Source organism: Achromobacter spanius, assembly GCF_039673305.1.
Lineage (GTDB): Bacteria > Pseudomonadota > Gammaproteobacteria > Burkholderiales > Burkholderiaceae_B > Achromobacter > Achromobacter spanius_F.
On the sequence record NZ_JBDJLJ010000023.1, the window covers coordinates 21,233 to 35,698 of the forward strand.

Here is a 14,466-nt window from a genome sequence, read left to right on the forward strand (position 1 = left end):
CTTTAAACATGCGCGCATCCAACTACCACATCAACACCCTCAAAGAAGCCCCGTCCGAAGCCGAAGTCGCCAGCCACCAGCTGATGACCCGCGCCGGAATGATCCGCAAGCTCGCGGGCGGCATCTACACCTACATGCCCCTGGGCCTGAAGATCATCCGCAAGGTCGAGGCGATCGTCCGGGAAGAAATGAACGCCGCGGGCGCCATTGAATTGCTGATGCCGGTGGTCCAGCCCGCCGAGCTCTGGCAGGAATCGGGCCGCTGGGAGCAGTACGGCGCGGAACTGCTGCGCATCAAGGACCGGCACCAGCGCGATTTCGTGCTGCAGCCCACGTCCGAGGAAGTCATCACGGACATCGCCCGCAATGAAATCCACAGCTACCGCCAGCTGCCGCTGAACTTCTATCACATCCAGACCAAGTTCCGCGACGAACGCCGCCCCCGCTTCGGGCTGATGCGCGGCCGCGAGTTCACCATGAAGGACGCCTACTCCTTCGACCGCGACGAGGCCGGCGCGCAGCGCAGCTACGACACGATGTTCAACGCCTACATGCGCATCTTCGGCCGCCTTGGCCTGGAGTTCCGCGCGGTGGCGGCCGACACGGGCTCGATCGGCGGCACGCGCAGCCATGAATTCCAGGTCATCGCCGACACCGGCGAGGACCTGCTGGTCTATAACGCCGATTCGGACTACGCCGCCAACATCGAGCTGGCCGAAGCCCCCAGTCTGTACCCGACCCGCGCCGCGGCCGCCCAGGCCATGGAAGACGTGGCGACGCCCGGCGCCGCCAAGTGCGAGGACGTGGCCAAGCTGCTGGACATCCCGCTGGAAAGCACGATCAAGTCGATCGTCCTGGCCACCGACGGCGAAAAGGGCAAGGTCGACATCTGGCTGCTGCTCCTGCGCGGCGACCACGAACTGAACGAAATCAAGGCAGGCAAGCTGCCCGGCCTTTCCGGCTTCCGTTTCGCCACGGAAACCGAGATCGTCGAGTACTTCGGCTGCAAGCCCGGTTACCTGGGCCCGGTCAAGACGGCCAAGCCCGTCCATGTCATCGCCGACCGCACGGTCGCCAACATGGCCGACTTCGTCTGCGGCGCCAACCGCGAAGACTTCCACACCCGAGGCGTGAACTGGGGCCGCGACCTGCCCGAACCCGAGCTCGTGGCCGACCTGCGCAATGTCGTCGCCGGCGATCCCTCGCCGGACGGCAAGGGCACGCTGTCCATCCAGCGCGGCATCGAAGTGGGCCACGTGTTCTACCTGGGCAAGAAGTACTCCGAAGCCCTGAAGGCTACGTTCCTGGACGAAACGGGCAAGCCCGCCGTCCTCGAGATGGGCTGCTACGGCATCGGCGTGACCCGCATCGTGGGCGCCGCCATCGAACAGAACCACGACGCGCGCGGCATCATCTGGCCCCGCGCGATCGCGCCTTTCGAAGTCGTGATCTGCCCGGTGGGCTGGGGCAAAAGTGAAACGGTGCGTGACACCGCGCAAAAGCTCTATGAATCGCTGCTGGCGCGCGGCGTGGACGTCATCCTTGACGACCGCGATGCACGCCCCGGCGTCATGTTCGCCGAGTGGGAATTGATCGGTGCGCCCCTGCGCGTAACAGTTGGAGAACGCGGGCTGAACGATGGTGTGGTGGAATTGCAGGCCCGTCGGGAAACCGAAGCGGCCAAGATTCCGGTAGAGTCCGCGCTTGAAGCCGTGCTGACGAAACTCGACACCCTTTAAACCCTATAGTAACTACGGACTTCCCGCGTCCCGACCCGCACCATTCCTTCATTATCGTGACCGACCCGAAGTCCCCCGAATCCACCCTGCAGGTCCGTGTCTACTACGAAGACACGGATGCGGGCGGGGTGGTTTTCTACGCCAACTACTTGAAATTCCTGGAGCGCGCCCGTACCGAATGGCTGCGCGACCTGGGAGTCAACCAGTCCGGACTGGCCGCCAGCGAACAACGTCTTTTCGTTGTCCGCGCCCTGGACATGTCCTACCGCAAACCGGCCAGACTGGACGATTTGCTTACCATACGCAGCCGAGTCACCAAACTGGGCCGAGCTTCGATACACTTCGCGCAGCGCGCGGAGCGCAACGGGGAACTGCTTGCCGAAGGCAACATCCAAGTCTGTTGCGTCGATGCCATTCACATGCGGCCGGCGGAGTTGCCGGCTGTCATTCGCGCAAAACTGGAATTCATTCAGGAATAACCATGCAAGTCACCAACGACATGTCGTTGCTTTCGCTGATTTCGCACGCCAGCGTGCCGGTCCAGCTGATCATGCTGATGCTGTTGGGCATCTCGATCATGTCCTGGACCTATATCTTCGCCAAGCGGATGGCGATCAAGCGCGCCCACACCCAGACCCGCCGCTTTGAAGACGACTTCTGGTCGGGCGGCGACCTGTCCATGCTGCAGCAGGCCGTGGCGTCGCGCCGCGACGAACAAGGCGCCCTCGCCCGCATCTTCGATGCTGGCATGACCGAATTCCTGAAGGCACGCCGCGGCAATGCCAGCGGCGACGCGACGGCGCTGCTGGACGGCCCGCGCCGCGCCATGCGCGCCGCCTACCAGCGCGAAATGGATTCGCTGGAATCGCACCTGAACTTCCTGGCCTCGGCCGGTTCGGTCTCTCCCTACATCGGCCTCCTGGGCACGGTCTGGGGCATCATGCACGCGTTCATCGGCCTGTCGAACATGCAGCAGGCCACGCTGGCCTCGGTGGCCCCCGGCATCGCCGAAGCCCTGATCGCGACCGCCATCGGCCTGTTCGCCGCCATTCCGGCCGTGGTCGCCTACAACCGCTTCACGAACGACATCGATCGCATCTCGATCCGTTTCGACAGCTTCGTCGATGAATTCCTGAACATTCTGCAACGGCAGGTGCGCTAATGCCTTCGGTAAGCTCACGCGGCAGGTCCGGCCGCCGCATGAAGGCCGACATCAATGTGGTGCCGTACATCGACGTGATGCTGGTGCTGCTGGTCATCTTCATGGTGACCGCACCCCTTATCACCCCAGGGCTGATCCAGCTGCCGTCGGTGGGCGCCGCCTCCGACGTGCCGGTCAAACCCCTGGAAGTCCAGATTTCGGAAGACGGCAAGATTGCCCTGCGCATGCGCGAACCTGGCGCAACCATGCAGGACATCGCGCGCACCGAGCTGGTGGCGCAAGTGCGCTCGCGCATTACCGCGGAAACGCCGGTGGTCATCGCCGCCGACGGCAAGGTGCCCTACGAGACGGTCGTGAAGGTCATGGACGAGCTGCGCACCAACGGCATCACCCGCCTGGGCCTGCTGGTGGACCAATCCGCCGGCGGCAGCCAGCCCGCACCCGCCAAGAAACAATAACGCGCCGCCCTCCGCCGGCCCGGCCGGCAAGCACCGCACATGACGCCACCCATAATTCGACACCGCAGCGGCCCGCCGGCCACCCCGCCCAACAACGACAACCGGAATTCGCTGATTCTGGCTGTGGCGGTGCACCTGCTGCTGCTGGTCGCCCTGATCTTTGGCGTGAACTGGCATACCGAGAACCCCGGCCCCGTCCAGGTGGAACTCTGGGCGGACGGCAATTCGCCCGTCTCGCCCCCGCCCACGCCCCAACCCGAACCTCCCAAGCCGCAGCCCAAGCCGCAGCCCCAACCCGAGCCCGAGCCCGAAAAGGCGCCCGAGCCCCCTCCTCCGCCGCCGCCTCCTCCCCCGGAGCCTGAACCGCAAGTTCAGCCCAAGACCGAGGAAGTCGATCCCGAGATCGCCATCCAGGAAGCCAAGAAGAAGCGCGAGCAGGAAGAAAAGGCACGCCAGGCCGCCGAGGCCGCCAAGGAAAAGGCGCGTCTCGAGGAAGAGCGCAAGCAGGCCGAGCTGAAGGAAAAGAAGCGCCTGGAGCAAGAGCGCCAGGCGGCTGAAAAGGCTGCCGCCGAGAAGGCCGCCGCGCAGAAGGCTGCCGCCGAGAAAGCCGCTGCCGAGAAGGCTGCCGCTGACAAGGCCGCCGCCGAGAAGGCTGCTGCCGAAAAGAAGGCCAAGGACGACGCTGCCAAGAAGGCTGCCGCCGAAAAGGCCGCTGCCGACAAGGCCGCCGCGGAAAAGGCTGAAAAGGCCGCCGCCGAAAAGGCGGCTGCTGAAAAAGCCGCTGCCGAGAAGGCGGCTGCCGAGAAAGCCGCGGCCGCGAAGAAGGCCGCCGCGGACAAGGCCCTGAAGGACGCTTTCCGCAACGACGCGCTGGGCGCGGCGGGGATTCCGGGCGGCACCGCCGACCGCAACCAGGCGGGCGGCGGACGCGACAGCGGCTATGGCGCCAAGGTCCGCGCCTGCGTGCAGCCCGGGGTGGCTTATCCGCCCCCGCCCCGCAGCGGCTCTGGGAATCCGACGGCGCAATACCGGGTACAGTTAGGTTCTGACGGGAAGGTTAACGGCGTCACCTTGACCAGTTCTTCGGGCAACGCGGGCTTTGACCGCGCTGTCGAGACCGGCATCCGCCGCTGCAACCCCTTCCCCAAGCCCTCGACGGGCCGCTACGAACCCATCATTGACGTTGTGTACAGAATGTATGATTGACAGGAGATTGACGAATATGACTCCCGCTTACAGTCGACGAGTATCCCCCCTCGCTCTCTGGAGATCGTATGGAATCGGGCTGCTGATGGTGGCCTTGGCCTGCCTGATGGCCATGAAGCCCGCCCATGCGCAGTTGCGTGTCGATATTTCCGGCACCGGCGCCACCCAGTATCCCGTGGCCATCGCCGATTTCGCCGTTGACGACACCCATGGCCGCGCGCTGGCCGAAGTGATCCGGGCCGACCTGACCCGCACCGGCCAGTTCCGCCTGATCAACGCGGCGGGTTCCGGCCTGAATGTGGATTCGCCCATCGCCCACGACGACTGGCGCGGCAAGGGCGCGGACTTCATCGCCTACGGCAGCATCACCCGCGGCGCCGACGGCCGCTACGACGTGCGCTACCGCCTGGCCGACACGGTCAAGAAGTCGCAGCTGGACGGCGTGGCGTTCTCGGGCACCGAGCAGGAACTGCGCCGCGTCGCGCACCAGATCGCCGACCGCATCTACGAAAAGATCACCGGCGTTCGCGGCGTGTTCTCGACCCGCATCGCCTACGTGCTGAAGAAAGGCGCAACGTACGAACTGCAGGTGGCGGACGCCGACGGCCAGAATCCGCAGGTCGCCCTGCGTTCGCGCGAGCCGATCATTTCGCCGTCCTGGTCGCCCGATGGCGCCAAGTTGGCCTATGTGAGCTTCGAATCCGGCAAACCCGTCGTCTACGTGCACACGCTGGCCACCAGCGCCCGCGCGCCGGTCGCCAACTTCAAGGGCAACAACAGCGCCCCCGGCTGGTCGCCCGACGGCAGCAAGCTGGCCGTGGCGCTGACGCGTGACGGTTTGTCGCAAATTTACGTCGTTAATGCGTCGGATGGCTCGAATCCGAGCCGAGTTACGCGTTCTCCCGGGATTGACACCGAGCCGAGCTTTACGCCTGACGGTGCTTCCATTATCTTTACGAGTGACCGCAGCGGCGGGCCGCAAATCTATCAGACCGGCTCGACAGGCGGCGAGGCCCGCCGTCTCACGTTTAATGGTGGTTACAACATCTCACCCCGAATTTCCCCCGACGGATCGACGCTGCTGTACGTTGCAAGACGAGACGGCGCGTTTCGAATCGCATCCCTGAACTTGTCCACTGGTTCCGAAGCCTTGCTGACTGATGGTCGTGACGATCAGTCTCCCAGCTTTGCGCCCAACGGAATGCAAGTCCTCTACGCCGCCATCCAAAATGGCCGTAGCGTGCTTGCAGGTGTGTCGAGCGACGGACGCGTAAGACAGACGCTTTCGGTACTGAACGGGGAAATACGTGAACCGACTTGGGGCCCATTTACCCGATAACACGTGTGACTCTCTTTGCAAAGGAACTATCATGAAGTCGCGCATTGCCAAAAGCCTAACCATCGCCGCTCTGGCCGCCACCCTGGCAGCCTGCAGCTCCGTCCCTCTCGACGATAAAGCGGGTCAGGGCGGAGGCGCTGGCCAAGGATCCTCGGCCTCCGGCCAGATCCTTGATCCCTTTAACCCCCAAAGCATCCTGGCGCAACAGCGCTCGGTGTACTTTGATTTCGACAGCTACACCGTGTCGGACCAATACCGCGGCCTGGTCGAAACCCACGCCAAGTATCTGGCTTCGCACCAACAGCAAAAGATCAAGATCGAAGGCAACACCGACGAACGCGGTGGTGCTGAGTACAACCTGGCCCTCGGCCAGCGTCGTGCCGACGCCGTGCGTCGCATGATGACCCTGCTGGGCGTCAGCGACAACCAGATCGAAACCATCAGCTTCGGCAAGGAAAAGCCGCGCTCGACGGGTACGACTGAAGCCGACTTCGCTGAAAACCGCCGCGCCGATATCAACTATCTGCGTTAAGCTTTTCGCTTAGTCTAGAGCCCTACCACGCGTCGGGACGGTCAACCGGCCGTCCCGACGTTTGTTTTTATACCCGGGAATATTCATGCGCGATAACGTTCTGTCCCTGCGTCCCCTGATTCTGGCCACCGGCCTGGCGTTCGCTGCCTTGACGGCGCCCGCACACGCTTTTTCCGACGATGAGGCCCGCAAGGCCATCCTGGATTTGCGCCAGCAAGTGCAGCAGCAGAACGAGCAAAGCCAGCGCGCCAAGCTTCAACTGGCTGATCAGATTCAAGCATTGCAGCAAGAAGTCGCCCAGCTGCGCGACCAGCTGGAGCTGGTGTCGCGCCAGCAGCCCAGCGCCAAGCCGGGCGCCGCCGCGGGTGGCTCCAACCCGCCGGGAGCCGCTGCAGGCGATCCCCAGGAGCAGGCTGCCTATGACGGCGCGATGGACCTGTTCCGCAAGGGCCAATACAAGGAAGCGGCCGAATCGCTGGCCGCCTTCACGGCGCTGTATCCGAACAGCCAGCTCGCGCCCAGCGCCCAGTTCTACCAGGGCAGCAGCCGCTATGCGCTGAAGGACTTCAAGGGCACCATCGAGCAGTTGAACGGCATGGTGCAAAAGTCTCCGGACAACGCCCGCGCGCCCGACGCCCTGCTGATCATCGCCGGCAGCCAGATCGAACTGAACAACCGCGCCGGCGCCAAGGCCACGCTGCAGCGCATCGTCCGCGACTACCCGACGACGCCTGCCGCCAGCACGGCCAAGAGCCGGCTGCAATTGCTGCAGTAATGCGGCAAGCCGCAAGCGCGGTTGCCGCCTACCGGCACATCCTTCGCCGCCGGGCGGGGCTCATTGTCCTGCTGCTGGCGGCGATTTTCATTGCGTTGCTGATCGATTTCACCGCAGGCCCCTCGGGCCTGCCCTGGCGCGACCTCTGGCGCACGCTGATCACCCCCGCCCAGGCTGATCCGACCTACCGCGTGATTGTCTGGGATATCCGCCTGCCGTCCGCCCTGATGGCGGCGCTGGTGGGGATGGCGCTGGGACTCGCGGGCGCCGAAATGCAGACCATCCTGAACAATCCCCTGGCCAGTCCCTTCACGCTGGGCGTGTCGTCGGCCGCGGCGTTCGGCGCCTCGCTGGCGATCGTGCTGCAGCTGGGCCTGCCCGGCATCCCCGCCGGCTGGTTGATCGCGGCCAACGCGTTCCTCTTTGCCCTGCTGGCCGCGTTGCTGCTGGACGCCGTCGCGCGCTGGGGCGGCATGAATACCTCGGGCGTCGTGCTGTTCGGCATCGCCATGGTGTTCACCTTCAATGCGCTGGTGTCGCTGGTGCAGTTCACGGCCAGCGCCGAAGCCCTGCAGAACCTGGTGTTCTGGACGATGGGCAGCCTGGCGCGGTCGAACTGGACGACCGTTGCCGTGCTGGCGCTGGCGTTTGCGCTGGCCCTGCCGCTGGCCATGCGGCAATCCTGGAAGCTGACCGCCCTGCGGCTGGGCGAGGACCGCGCCGCGAGCTTTGGCGTGGATGTGCGCCGGCTGCGGGTTGCGGCGCTGGCGCGGGTCAGCCTGCTGTCGGCGCTGGCGGTGGCGTTCGTGGGCACCATCGGTTTCATCGGCCTGGTCGCGCCCCATATCGCGCGCCGGCTGTTCGGCGAAGACCACCGCTTCTACCTGCCGGGCAGCGCCCTGGTGGGCGCGGTGATCCTGTCGCTGGCGTCCATCGCGTCCAAGAACCTCATGCCCGGCGTCGTGGTGCCCGTGGGCATCGTGACGGCGCTGGTCGGCATTCCCTTTTTCGTATCCGTCGTGCTGCGCAGGCAATTGCCATGACCCAGGCCATTCCGCCGACGCCATTGTCCGGACTGGCCGTGCAAGGGATCACGGCTGGCTACGGACGCGAGGACGTGCTGCGCCAGCTGTCGATCCCCGCGCTGGCCGCGGGTGAAGTCACGGCGCTGCTCGGCCCCAACGGCAGCGGCAAATCGACCTTGCTCAAGGCCCTGGCCGGCCTGGTCCCCCCCCGCGCGGGCCGGGCCTCACTTGAAGGGCTGGACCTGACCCGGCTGAATCACGGCGAACGCGCCCGCCATGTGGTGTACCTACCCCAGAGCCTGCCCGCGGCCGTGCACCTGCGCGTGTTCGAGTCCGTGCTGGTGGCGGCCAAGGCAAGCGATGCGACGGCGCAGTCCGCCGACCTGGCGGCCATCGACCGGCTGCTGGACCGCCTGGGCATCGCGCACCTGGCCCTGCACTACCTGGACGCGCTGTCCGGCGGCCAGAAACAGCTGGTGGGCCTGGCGCAAGCCCTGATCCGCCATCCGCGCGTGCTGCTGCTGGACGAGCCGCTGTCGGCGCTGGACCTGAATTACCAGTTCCACGTCATGCGCCTGCTGCAACAGGAAACCCGCGAGCACGGCCTGATCAGCCTTATCGTGCTGCACGACCTGAACGTGGCCCTGCAGCATGCGGACCGGGCCGTGATGATTCACGAGGGCGCGCTGCACGCTGCGGGCGCGCCGGCCGACGTCATCACGCCGGCTTCGCTGGCGGCGGTCTATGGAGTGCAGGCGCGGGTAGAGGCCTGCTCGCGCGGACGGCGGCAGGTACTGATCGACGGCCTGGAAGAACATCCCGGCTGACCGGCTTTCGGATGCCCGCCAGCGAGGACAGAAACAGCGGGACGCTCAGGCGCGTTGGGCCACGTCCACCACCGGCGCGCCGGTCATGTCCGCCAGTTGCGCGGGCGTCAGGTTGAATACGGCATGCGGATGGCCGGCGGCGGCCCACAGGCTGTCGTAGTTGAACAGGTCCGCGTCCAGCAGCATCACCGGCTTGACCGCATGGCCGATGGGGCAGACCCCGCCGATCGCGTAGCCGGTCATGTCGCGCACGAATCTGGCATCGGCCTTGGCCAGGGCGCCCACCTGCGACGCGACCTTGGCCTCGTCCACCCGATTGGCGCCGCTGGCGATGACCAGCACGGGCGCATCGTCCGATGCGCGGCGGAAAATGATGGACTTGGCGATCTGCGCGACCTCGCATCCCAGTCCCGCCGCTGCTTCGGCCGAGGTCTTGCCCGTCTGGGGCAGCACGACCACGGGCTTGTCGTGCCCGATTTCAAGCAGCAGGCGGGCGACGCGTTGGGCGGATTCGGGCAAGGCGGCGATGGATTCTGGCGACATCGATGGGAACTCCGTTCAGGGGATCAGGCGCGCGGGCGACCAGCGCCGGCGGACCGCAGACGAGTTTATCAGCGTCCGGCGGCGCGCCGCCGGGCTAGAATGCGGACCTGGCCATACCTCCCTGCCCCATGCGTTCCGAACCCGTCCTGCCCCTGCAAACCGCCCTGATCGGCGGTTATGCCATGTCCTACACCGAATACGGCAGCGGCGCGCCCCTGGTGCTGGTGCACGGCTCCCTGTCCGACAGCCGCTACTGGAAATCCCAGATGGCGCCGCTGGGCCGGTCGTTCCGCGTGCTGGCCGTGTGCCTGCGGCGCTACTGGCCGGAAGCCTGGGATGGCGAGGGCGGCGGCTTCTCGGTCGCGCAGCACGCCAGCGACGTGCTGGAGTTCATCGACCAGGTGGCGGGCGGTCCGGCTCACGTGGTGGGCCATTCCCGCGGCGGACGCGTCGTGCTCGAAGCCGCCCTGCGCCAGCCGGACGCGCTGCGCAGCCTGACGCTGGCCGATCCCGGCCTGCCCCTGCCCGGCGGCAACGACGAGCGCGGCGGCTTTCGCCAGCGCGCGCTGGCGCTCATCCGCCAGGGCGAGATCGAGGAAGGCCTGGCGCTGTTCGTGGATACGGTGACCGGACCGAACACCTGGCAGCGCATGGTGCCCTGGTTCAAGGAGATGGTGCGGGACAACGTCGGCACGCTTTTCGGACAAGCCGAGGAAAAGCCCGACACCCTTACCCCGGCGCAGATCGGCAGCCTGACGATGCCCGTCCTGCTGATCGGCGGCGCGTTGAGCCCGGCGCCCTACCCGGCGGTGCTGGATGCGCTGGCGCAATGGCTGCCGCAGGCCCGCCGCGTGGACATCGCCGGCTCATCGCACGGCATGAATCTGGGCAATCCCCGCGCCTTCAACGGCGCCATCCAGGAATTCATCGCGGCCTGACCCGCCCGCCCGTCAGGGTTCGACCGAGGGCGTGTGCTTCAGGCGCCGCAGCACGAAGGTGGAGCGGCTGTGCCGCACGCCGCGCAGCTTGTACAGGCGCTTGCGCAGGAATTCCTCGTAGCCCTCGGTGCCGGCCACCGCCACCTTGATCAGGTAGTCGTATTCGCCTGTCACCAGGAAGGCTTCCACCACTTCGGGCAGGCGGCTGATCTCTTCGCCGAAACGCGCCAGCGTGTCGTCGTCGTGGTGCTCCAGGGTGACTTCGATCATGACCGTATCCGGCAGCCCGAGCGCCTTCTGGTTCAGCAAGGCGGCATAGCCTTCTATCACCCCCGCTTCTTCCAGCGCCCTGACCCGGTTCCAGCACGGCGTCGGCGACAGTCCGACCATCTCGGCCAGCTTCAGGTTGGTCAGCCGCCCGTCCGCGCGCAGCGCGCGCAGGATCTTGCGGTCGGTTTCGTCGATTTTGGGCGATGTGGACATGGTTGGGCGGTTGATGAAGATAAAAATACTGCACAACCGAATTCTATCGGAAGGAAATTTTCCTGATTTGGCCAAACAGGCGTGAATCAGGAAACCTATTTTGCCTGCATGACCGTAGACTTTCCTTCAAGACAGGCATCTATCCCGCCCGTCCGATTCGGCGCTCCCGCTGTGGCACAACCCGGCGCGCGCGCCGGCAGTTCCAACGCAGCAAACCGCGCGCCGATCCGCGCGGCCGGAAACCATGTCCCACGCAGCAGCACCTTCAAGAAGCGGTCTCGGCCTGTCCGGCGCCGCCATGCTTTTCACCGCCCCGGCGCTATTCGCCTCGAATATGGTGGCCGCCCGCTGGGCCCACGACGCCAACCTTCCTCCCGTCTTCCTGGCATTCGGCCGCTGGCTGATCGCCCTGCTGATCCTGCTGCCGATTGCCCTTCCCGCAGTGCGCGCCCATCGCAAGGCGCTGTGGCGCGGCCTGCCCGCGCTGGCGCCGCTGGCGATCCTGGGGATGGGCGTGGCGGTCGCGCCGCAATACATCGGCGCGCAAACGACCAGCGCCACCAACATCGCGCTGATCTTTTCATGCAGCCCGATCCTGGTGGCGCTGTTGGAAGCCAGGTTCTGGCGCAAGCCGCTATCGGCGCCGCGCGCGGCCGGACTGGCGCTGGCGCTGGGCGGCGTGCTGGTGGTGCTGGCGCGCGGCGACGCGCATGCGCTCGCCCGGCTGGAATTCGGCCAGGGCGATCTCTGGGTGCTGCTGGCGGCGACAGGATGGGCGCTCTATACCGTGCTGCAGAAGCGCCTGGTCTTGCCGGCCGTGCCGGACAGCGCCCGGCTGGCGACGATGATGCTGGGCGGCGCGCTGGCGCTGGCGCCCTTCGCCGGCATCGAGGCCGCGACCGGAACGCCGGCGCCGTGGACGGATCCGCGGCTCGCCGCCGTGCTGCTGTTCCTGGCGGTGGTGCCCAGCCTGGGCGCGTATTACGTCTATGGCCGGCTGATCAGCCACGCCGGCCCGGCGACCGCGGGCCTGTCCATGTTCCTGGTGCCGGTCTACGCCGCACTGCTGGCCTGGCCGCTGCTGGGCGAGGCGCCGCAGCTGTTCCACGCCTACGGCTTTGCAATGATCCTGCTGGGGGTGAAGCTGGCGTCGTCGCGGCTGCGCCCGGCGGCGGCCGCAGCCGCCGCCTGAGGCCCGCGATCAGCGGCCCGATCCCTGGGCCGCAATCACTTCCTGGGCGACCTGGCGCGGCGCCTCGGCGTAGTGCTTGAACTCCATGGTGTACGTGGCGCGCCCCTGGGTCAGTGAACGCAGCGACGTCGAATAGCCGAACATCTCGGCCAACGGCACTTCGGCGCGCACCACCTTGCCGCCGCCGCCCGCGATGTCTTCCATGCCCTGCACCATGCCCCGGCGCGAGGACAGGTCGCCCATGACGTTGCCGGTAAAGTCTTCGGGCGTTTCGACCTCGACCTGCATCATGGGTTCCAGCAGCACGGGATCCGCGCGGCGCATGCCTTCCTTGAACGCCATCGAACCCGCCATCTTGAAGGCGTTTTCGTTCGAGTCCACGTCGTGGTACGAACCGAAGAACAGCGTCGCCTTCACGTCCACGACCGGGTAGCCCGCCAGCACGCCGGCGTTCAGGGCCTCGCGGATGCCCTTGTCGACGGCCGGGATGAATTCACGCGGAACCACGCCGCCCTTGATGGCGTCGACGAATTCATAGCCCTTGCCCGGTTCCTGAGGTTCCAGCTTGAGCACGACATGGCCGTACTGGCCGCGGCCGCCCGACTGCTTGACGAACTTGCCTTCGACTTCGTTGCAGGTCTTGCGGATGGTTTCGCGATACGCCACCTGGGGCTTGCCCACGGTGGCTTCGACGCCGAACTCGCGCTTCATGCGATCGACCAGGATTTCCAGGTGCAGCTCGCCCATGCCCGAGATGATGGTCTGGCCGGACTCTTCGTCCGTGCGCACGCGGAACGAGGGATCTTCCTGAGCCAGGCGGCCCAGCGCGATGCCCATTTTTTCCTGGTCGGCCTTGGTCTTGGGCTCGACGGCCTGCGAGATCACGGGTTCCGGGAACACCATGCGTTCCAGGATGATGATGTGCGCCGGATCCGTGAGGGTGTCGCCGGTGGTGACGTCCTTGATGCCCACGGCCGCGGCGATATCGCCCGCGTAGACCTCGGTGATTTCTCGCCGTTCGTTGGCGTGCATCTGCAGGATGCGGCCCAGGCGCTCCTTCTTTTCCTTGATGGGATTGAACACCGAGTCGCCGGACTTCACCACGCCGGAATAGACGCGGAAGAACACCAGCTGCCCGACGAACGGATCCGTCATGATCTTGAACGCCAGCGCGGAGAAGGGCTCGTTGTCGGTGGGATGGCGCTCGATTTCGTGGTCGCGCTGGTCATGGCCCTTGATGGCGGGCACGTCCACCGGCGACGGCATGTAGTCGATGACGGCGTCCAGCATCGCCTGCACGCCCTTGTTCTTGAAGGCGCTGCCGCACAGCATCGGGACGATCTCGTTGGCGATCGTGCGGGCGCGCAGCCCTTCCTTGATTTCGGCTTCGGTGAGGGGTTCGCCGGACAGGTATTTTTCAAGCAGGGTTTCGTTGGCCTCGGCGGCCTTTTCCACCATCTTGTCGTGCCATTCCTGCGCCTGCGCCTGCATGGACGCGGGGATGTCCTCGTATTGGAATTTCACGCCCTGGCTGGCATCGTCCCAGATGATGGCCTTCATTTTCACGAGGTCGATCACGCCCTCGAAGTGGTCTTCGGCGCCCACCGGCAGCTGGATGGGAACGGCGTCGCCTTTCAGGCGTTCGGCGATCTGGCGGTGCACGCGCAGGAAGTCCGCGCCGACGCGGTCCATCTTGTTGACGAACGCCAGGCGCGGCACCTTGTACTTGTTGGCCTGGCGCCAGACGGTCTCGGATTGCGGCTGCACGCCGCCCACCGCGTCGTACACCATGACCGCGCCGTCCAGGACGCGCATGGAGCGCTCGACTTCGATGGTGAAATCCACGTGGCCCGGCGTGTCGATGATGTTGATGCGGTGCTCGGGATAGTTGCCCGCCATGCCCTTCCAGAAGGCGGTGGTGGCGGCCGACGTAATGGTGATGCCGCGCTCCTGCTCTTGCTCCATCCAGTCCATCACCGCGGCGCCGTCGTGGACTTCGCCGATCTTGTGGGTAATGCCGGTATAGAAGAGGATGCGCTCGGTGGTCGTCGTTTTGCCTGCATCAATATGGGCGCTGATGCCGATATTGCGATAAAGCTCGATGCGCGTCTTGCGAGTCATGGCCTCTTCCTAGCGGTTGACTACGTGGCGAACGGCAAGCCCGACCGGGCCTTGCCGCGGCGGGCGCGTTGCCGCGAGCAGTGCTTGGATGTTGCGGAACCGCGCCCGCGCTGATGCATAAATATT

15 protein-coding genes are annotated in these 14,466 nt (G+C 65.9%); 12 read left to right on the plus strand and 3 right to left on the minus strand.

Annotated elements, in window-relative coordinates; genetic code table 11:
• Positions 1-8: 8 nt before the first annotated feature.
• From ABE485_RS18270 to ABE485_RS18315, 10 genes are all read left to right on the plus strand, one after another.
• The gene (locus ABE485_RS18270; protein WP_346516683.1) at positions 9-1,739 is read left to right on the plus strand and encodes a proline--tRNA ligase; all 1,731 of its coding nucleotides are present in this window, start codon (positions 9-11) and stop codon (positions 1,737-1,739) included.
• Positions 1,740-1,795: 56 nt separating this feature from the next.
• Positions 1,796-2,218: a tol-pal system-associated acyl-CoA thioesterase gene (gene ybgC / locus ABE485_RS18275; protein ID WP_346516684.1), complete on the plus strand. Its 423-nt coding sequence runs from the start codon at positions 1,796-1,798 to the stop codon at positions 2,216-2,218.
• Between the two features lie 2 nt (positions 2,219-2,220).
• Complete coding sequence (tolQ, locus tag ABE485_RS18280; RefSeq protein WP_346516685.1) at positions 2,221-2,901, plus strand: protein TolQ; 681 nt, start codon at positions 2,221-2,223, stop codon at positions 2,899-2,901.
• Positions 2,901-3,359, plus strand: a complete 459-nt coding sequence (gene tolR, locus ABE485_RS18285) for a protein TolR (RefSeq protein ID WP_346516686.1) — start codon at positions 2,901-2,903, stop codon at positions 3,357-3,359. Before tolQ ends, tolR begins: the two co-directional genes overlap by 1 nt.
• 39 nt (positions 3,360-3,398) lie before the next feature.
• Complete coding sequence (gene tolA, locus ABE485_RS18290) at positions 3,399-4,565, plus strand: cell envelope integrity protein TolA (RefSeq protein ID WP_346516687.1); 1,167 nt, start codon at positions 3,399-3,401, stop codon at positions 4,563-4,565.
• Positions 4,566-4,581: 16 nt separating this feature from the next.
• Positions 4,582-5,904, plus strand: coding sequence for a Tol-Pal system beta propeller repeat protein TolB (gene tolB / locus ABE485_RS18295; RefSeq protein WP_346516688.1), 1,323 nt, complete (start codon positions 4,582-4,584; stop codon positions 5,902-5,904).
• 31 nt (positions 5,905-5,935) lie between these two features.
• Positions 5,936-6,436, plus strand: a complete 501-nt coding sequence (gene pal / locus ABE485_RS18300) for a peptidoglycan-associated lipoprotein Pal (RefSeq protein ID WP_346516689.1) — start codon at positions 5,936-5,938, stop codon at positions 6,434-6,436.
• 85 nt (positions 6,437-6,521) lie between these two features.
• The gene (gene ybgF, locus ABE485_RS18305; RefSeq protein WP_346516690.1) at positions 6,522-7,211 is read left to right on the plus strand and encodes a tol-pal system protein YbgF; all 690 of its coding nucleotides are present in this window, start codon (positions 6,522-6,524) and stop codon (positions 7,209-7,211) included.
• Positions 7,211-8,254: a FecCD family ABC transporter permease gene (locus tag ABE485_RS18310; protein WP_346516691.1), complete on the plus strand. Its 1,044-nt coding sequence runs from the start codon at positions 7,211-7,213 to the stop codon at positions 8,252-8,254. Before ybgF ends, ABE485_RS18310 begins: the two co-directional genes overlap by 1 nt.
• Positions 8,251-9,063 carry an ABC transporter ATP-binding protein gene (locus tag ABE485_RS18315; RefSeq protein WP_346516692.1) on the plus strand — a complete coding sequence of 271 codons (813 nt, stop codon included), beginning with the start codon at positions 8,251-8,253 and terminating at the stop codon, positions 9,061-9,063. The genes ABE485_RS18310 and ABE485_RS18315 overlap by 4 nt, the downstream gene beginning before the upstream one ends.
• Positions 9,064-9,108: 45 nt before the next feature.
• On the opposite strand, the gene ABE485_RS18320 is transcribed toward ABE485_RS18315, so the two are convergent.
• Positions 9,109-9,606 carry a YbaK/EbsC family protein gene (locus ABE485_RS18320; RefSeq protein ID WP_346516693.1) on the minus strand — a complete coding sequence of 166 codons (498 nt, stop codon included), beginning with the start codon at positions 9,604-9,606 and terminating at the stop codon, positions 9,109-9,111.
• Between the two features lie 128 nt (positions 9,607-9,734).
• Here ABE485_RS18320 and ABE485_RS18325 point away from each other — a divergent pair, with 128 nt between their 5' ends.
• Positions 9,735-10,544 carry an alpha/beta fold hydrolase gene (locus tag ABE485_RS18325; RefSeq protein WP_346516694.1) on the plus strand — a complete coding sequence of 270 codons (810 nt, stop codon included), beginning with the start codon at positions 9,735-9,737 and terminating at the stop codon, positions 10,542-10,544.
• Positions 10,545-10,556: 12 nt separating this feature from the next.
• Here ABE485_RS18325 and ABE485_RS18330 read toward each other — a convergent pair whose 3' ends face one another.
• The gene (locus ABE485_RS18330) at positions 10,557-11,027 is read right to left on the minus strand and encodes an Lrp/AsnC family transcriptional regulator (RefSeq protein ID WP_346516695.1); all 471 of its coding nucleotides are present in this window, start codon (positions 11,025-11,027) and stop codon (positions 10,557-10,559) included.
• A 298-nt stretch (positions 11,028-11,325) separates the two neighbouring features.
• Between ABE485_RS18330 and ABE485_RS18335 the strand changes: the two genes are divergently transcribed.
• Entirely contained in the window at positions 11,326-12,219 is an 894-nt protein-coding gene (locus tag ABE485_RS18335) for a DMT family transporter (protein WP_346516696.1), read from the plus strand.
• A 9-nt stretch (positions 12,220-12,228) separates the two neighbouring features.
• Here the strand turns inward: ABE485_RS18335 and fusA are convergent, their stop codons facing one another.
• Positions 12,229-14,340, minus strand: a complete 2,112-nt coding sequence (gene fusA / locus ABE485_RS18340) for an elongation factor G (RefSeq protein ID WP_346516697.1) — start codon at positions 14,338-14,340, stop codon at positions 12,229-12,231.
• Positions 14,341-14,466 lie beyond the last annotated feature (126 nt).

What these genes read in the sequence shown, in the direction of transcription:
- ABE485_RS18325 (WP_346516694.1), top strand. Translation starts at nt 9,735, where the DNA reads ATGCGTTCCGAACCCGTCCTGCCCCTGCAAACCGCCCTGATCGGCGGT.
- ybgF (WP_346516690.1), top strand. Translation starts at nt 6,522, where the DNA reads ATGCGCGATAACGTTCTGTCCCTGCGTCCCCTGATTCTGGCCACCGGC.
- pal (WP_346516689.1), top strand. Translation starts at nt 5,936, where the DNA reads ATGAAGTCGCGCATTGCCAAAAGCCTAACCATCGCCGCTCTGGCCGCC.
- tolA (WP_346516687.1), top strand. Translation starts at nt 3,399, where the DNA reads ATGACGCCACCCATAATTCGACACCGCAGCGGCCCGCCGGCCACCCCG.
- ABE485_RS18335 (WP_346516696.1), top strand. Translation starts at nt 11,326, where the DNA reads ATGCTTTTCACCGCCCCGGCGCTATTCGCCTCGAATATGGTGGCCGCC.
- fusA (WP_346516697.1), bottom strand. Translation starts at nt 14,340, where the DNA reads ATGACTCGCAAGACGCGCATCGAGCTTTATCGCAATATCGGCATCAGC.
- ABE485_RS18320 (WP_346516693.1), bottom strand. Translation starts at nt 9,606, where the DNA reads ATGTCGCCAGAATCCATCGCCGCCTTGCCCGAATCCGCCCAACGCGTC.
- tolQ (WP_346516685.1), top strand. Translation starts at nt 2,221, where the DNA reads ATGCAAGTCACCAACGACATGTCGTTGCTTTCGCTGATTTCGCACGCC.
- ABE485_RS18315 (WP_346516692.1), top strand. Translation starts at nt 8,251, where the DNA reads ATGACCCAGGCCATTCCGCCGACGCCATTGTCCGGACTGGCCGTGCAA.
- tolB (WP_346516688.1), top strand. Translation starts at nt 4,582, where the DNA reads ATGACTCCCGCTTACAGTCGACGAGTATCCCCCCTCGCTCTCTGGAGA.
- ABE485_RS18310 (WP_346516691.1), top strand. Translation starts at nt 7,211, where the DNA reads ATGCGGCAAGCCGCAAGCGCGGTTGCCGCCTACCGGCACATCCTTCGC.
- ABE485_RS18330 (WP_346516695.1), bottom strand. Translation starts at nt 11,027, where the DNA reads ATGTCCACATCGCCCAAAATCGACGAAACCGACCGCAAGATCCTGCGC.
- ABE485_RS18270 (WP_346516683.1), top strand. Translation starts at nt 9, where the DNA reads ATGCGCGCATCCAACTACCACATCAACACCCTCAAAGAAGCCCCGTCC.
- tolR (WP_346516686.1), top strand. Translation starts at nt 2,901, where the DNA reads ATGCCTTCGGTAAGCTCACGCGGCAGGTCCGGCCGCCGCATGAAGGCC.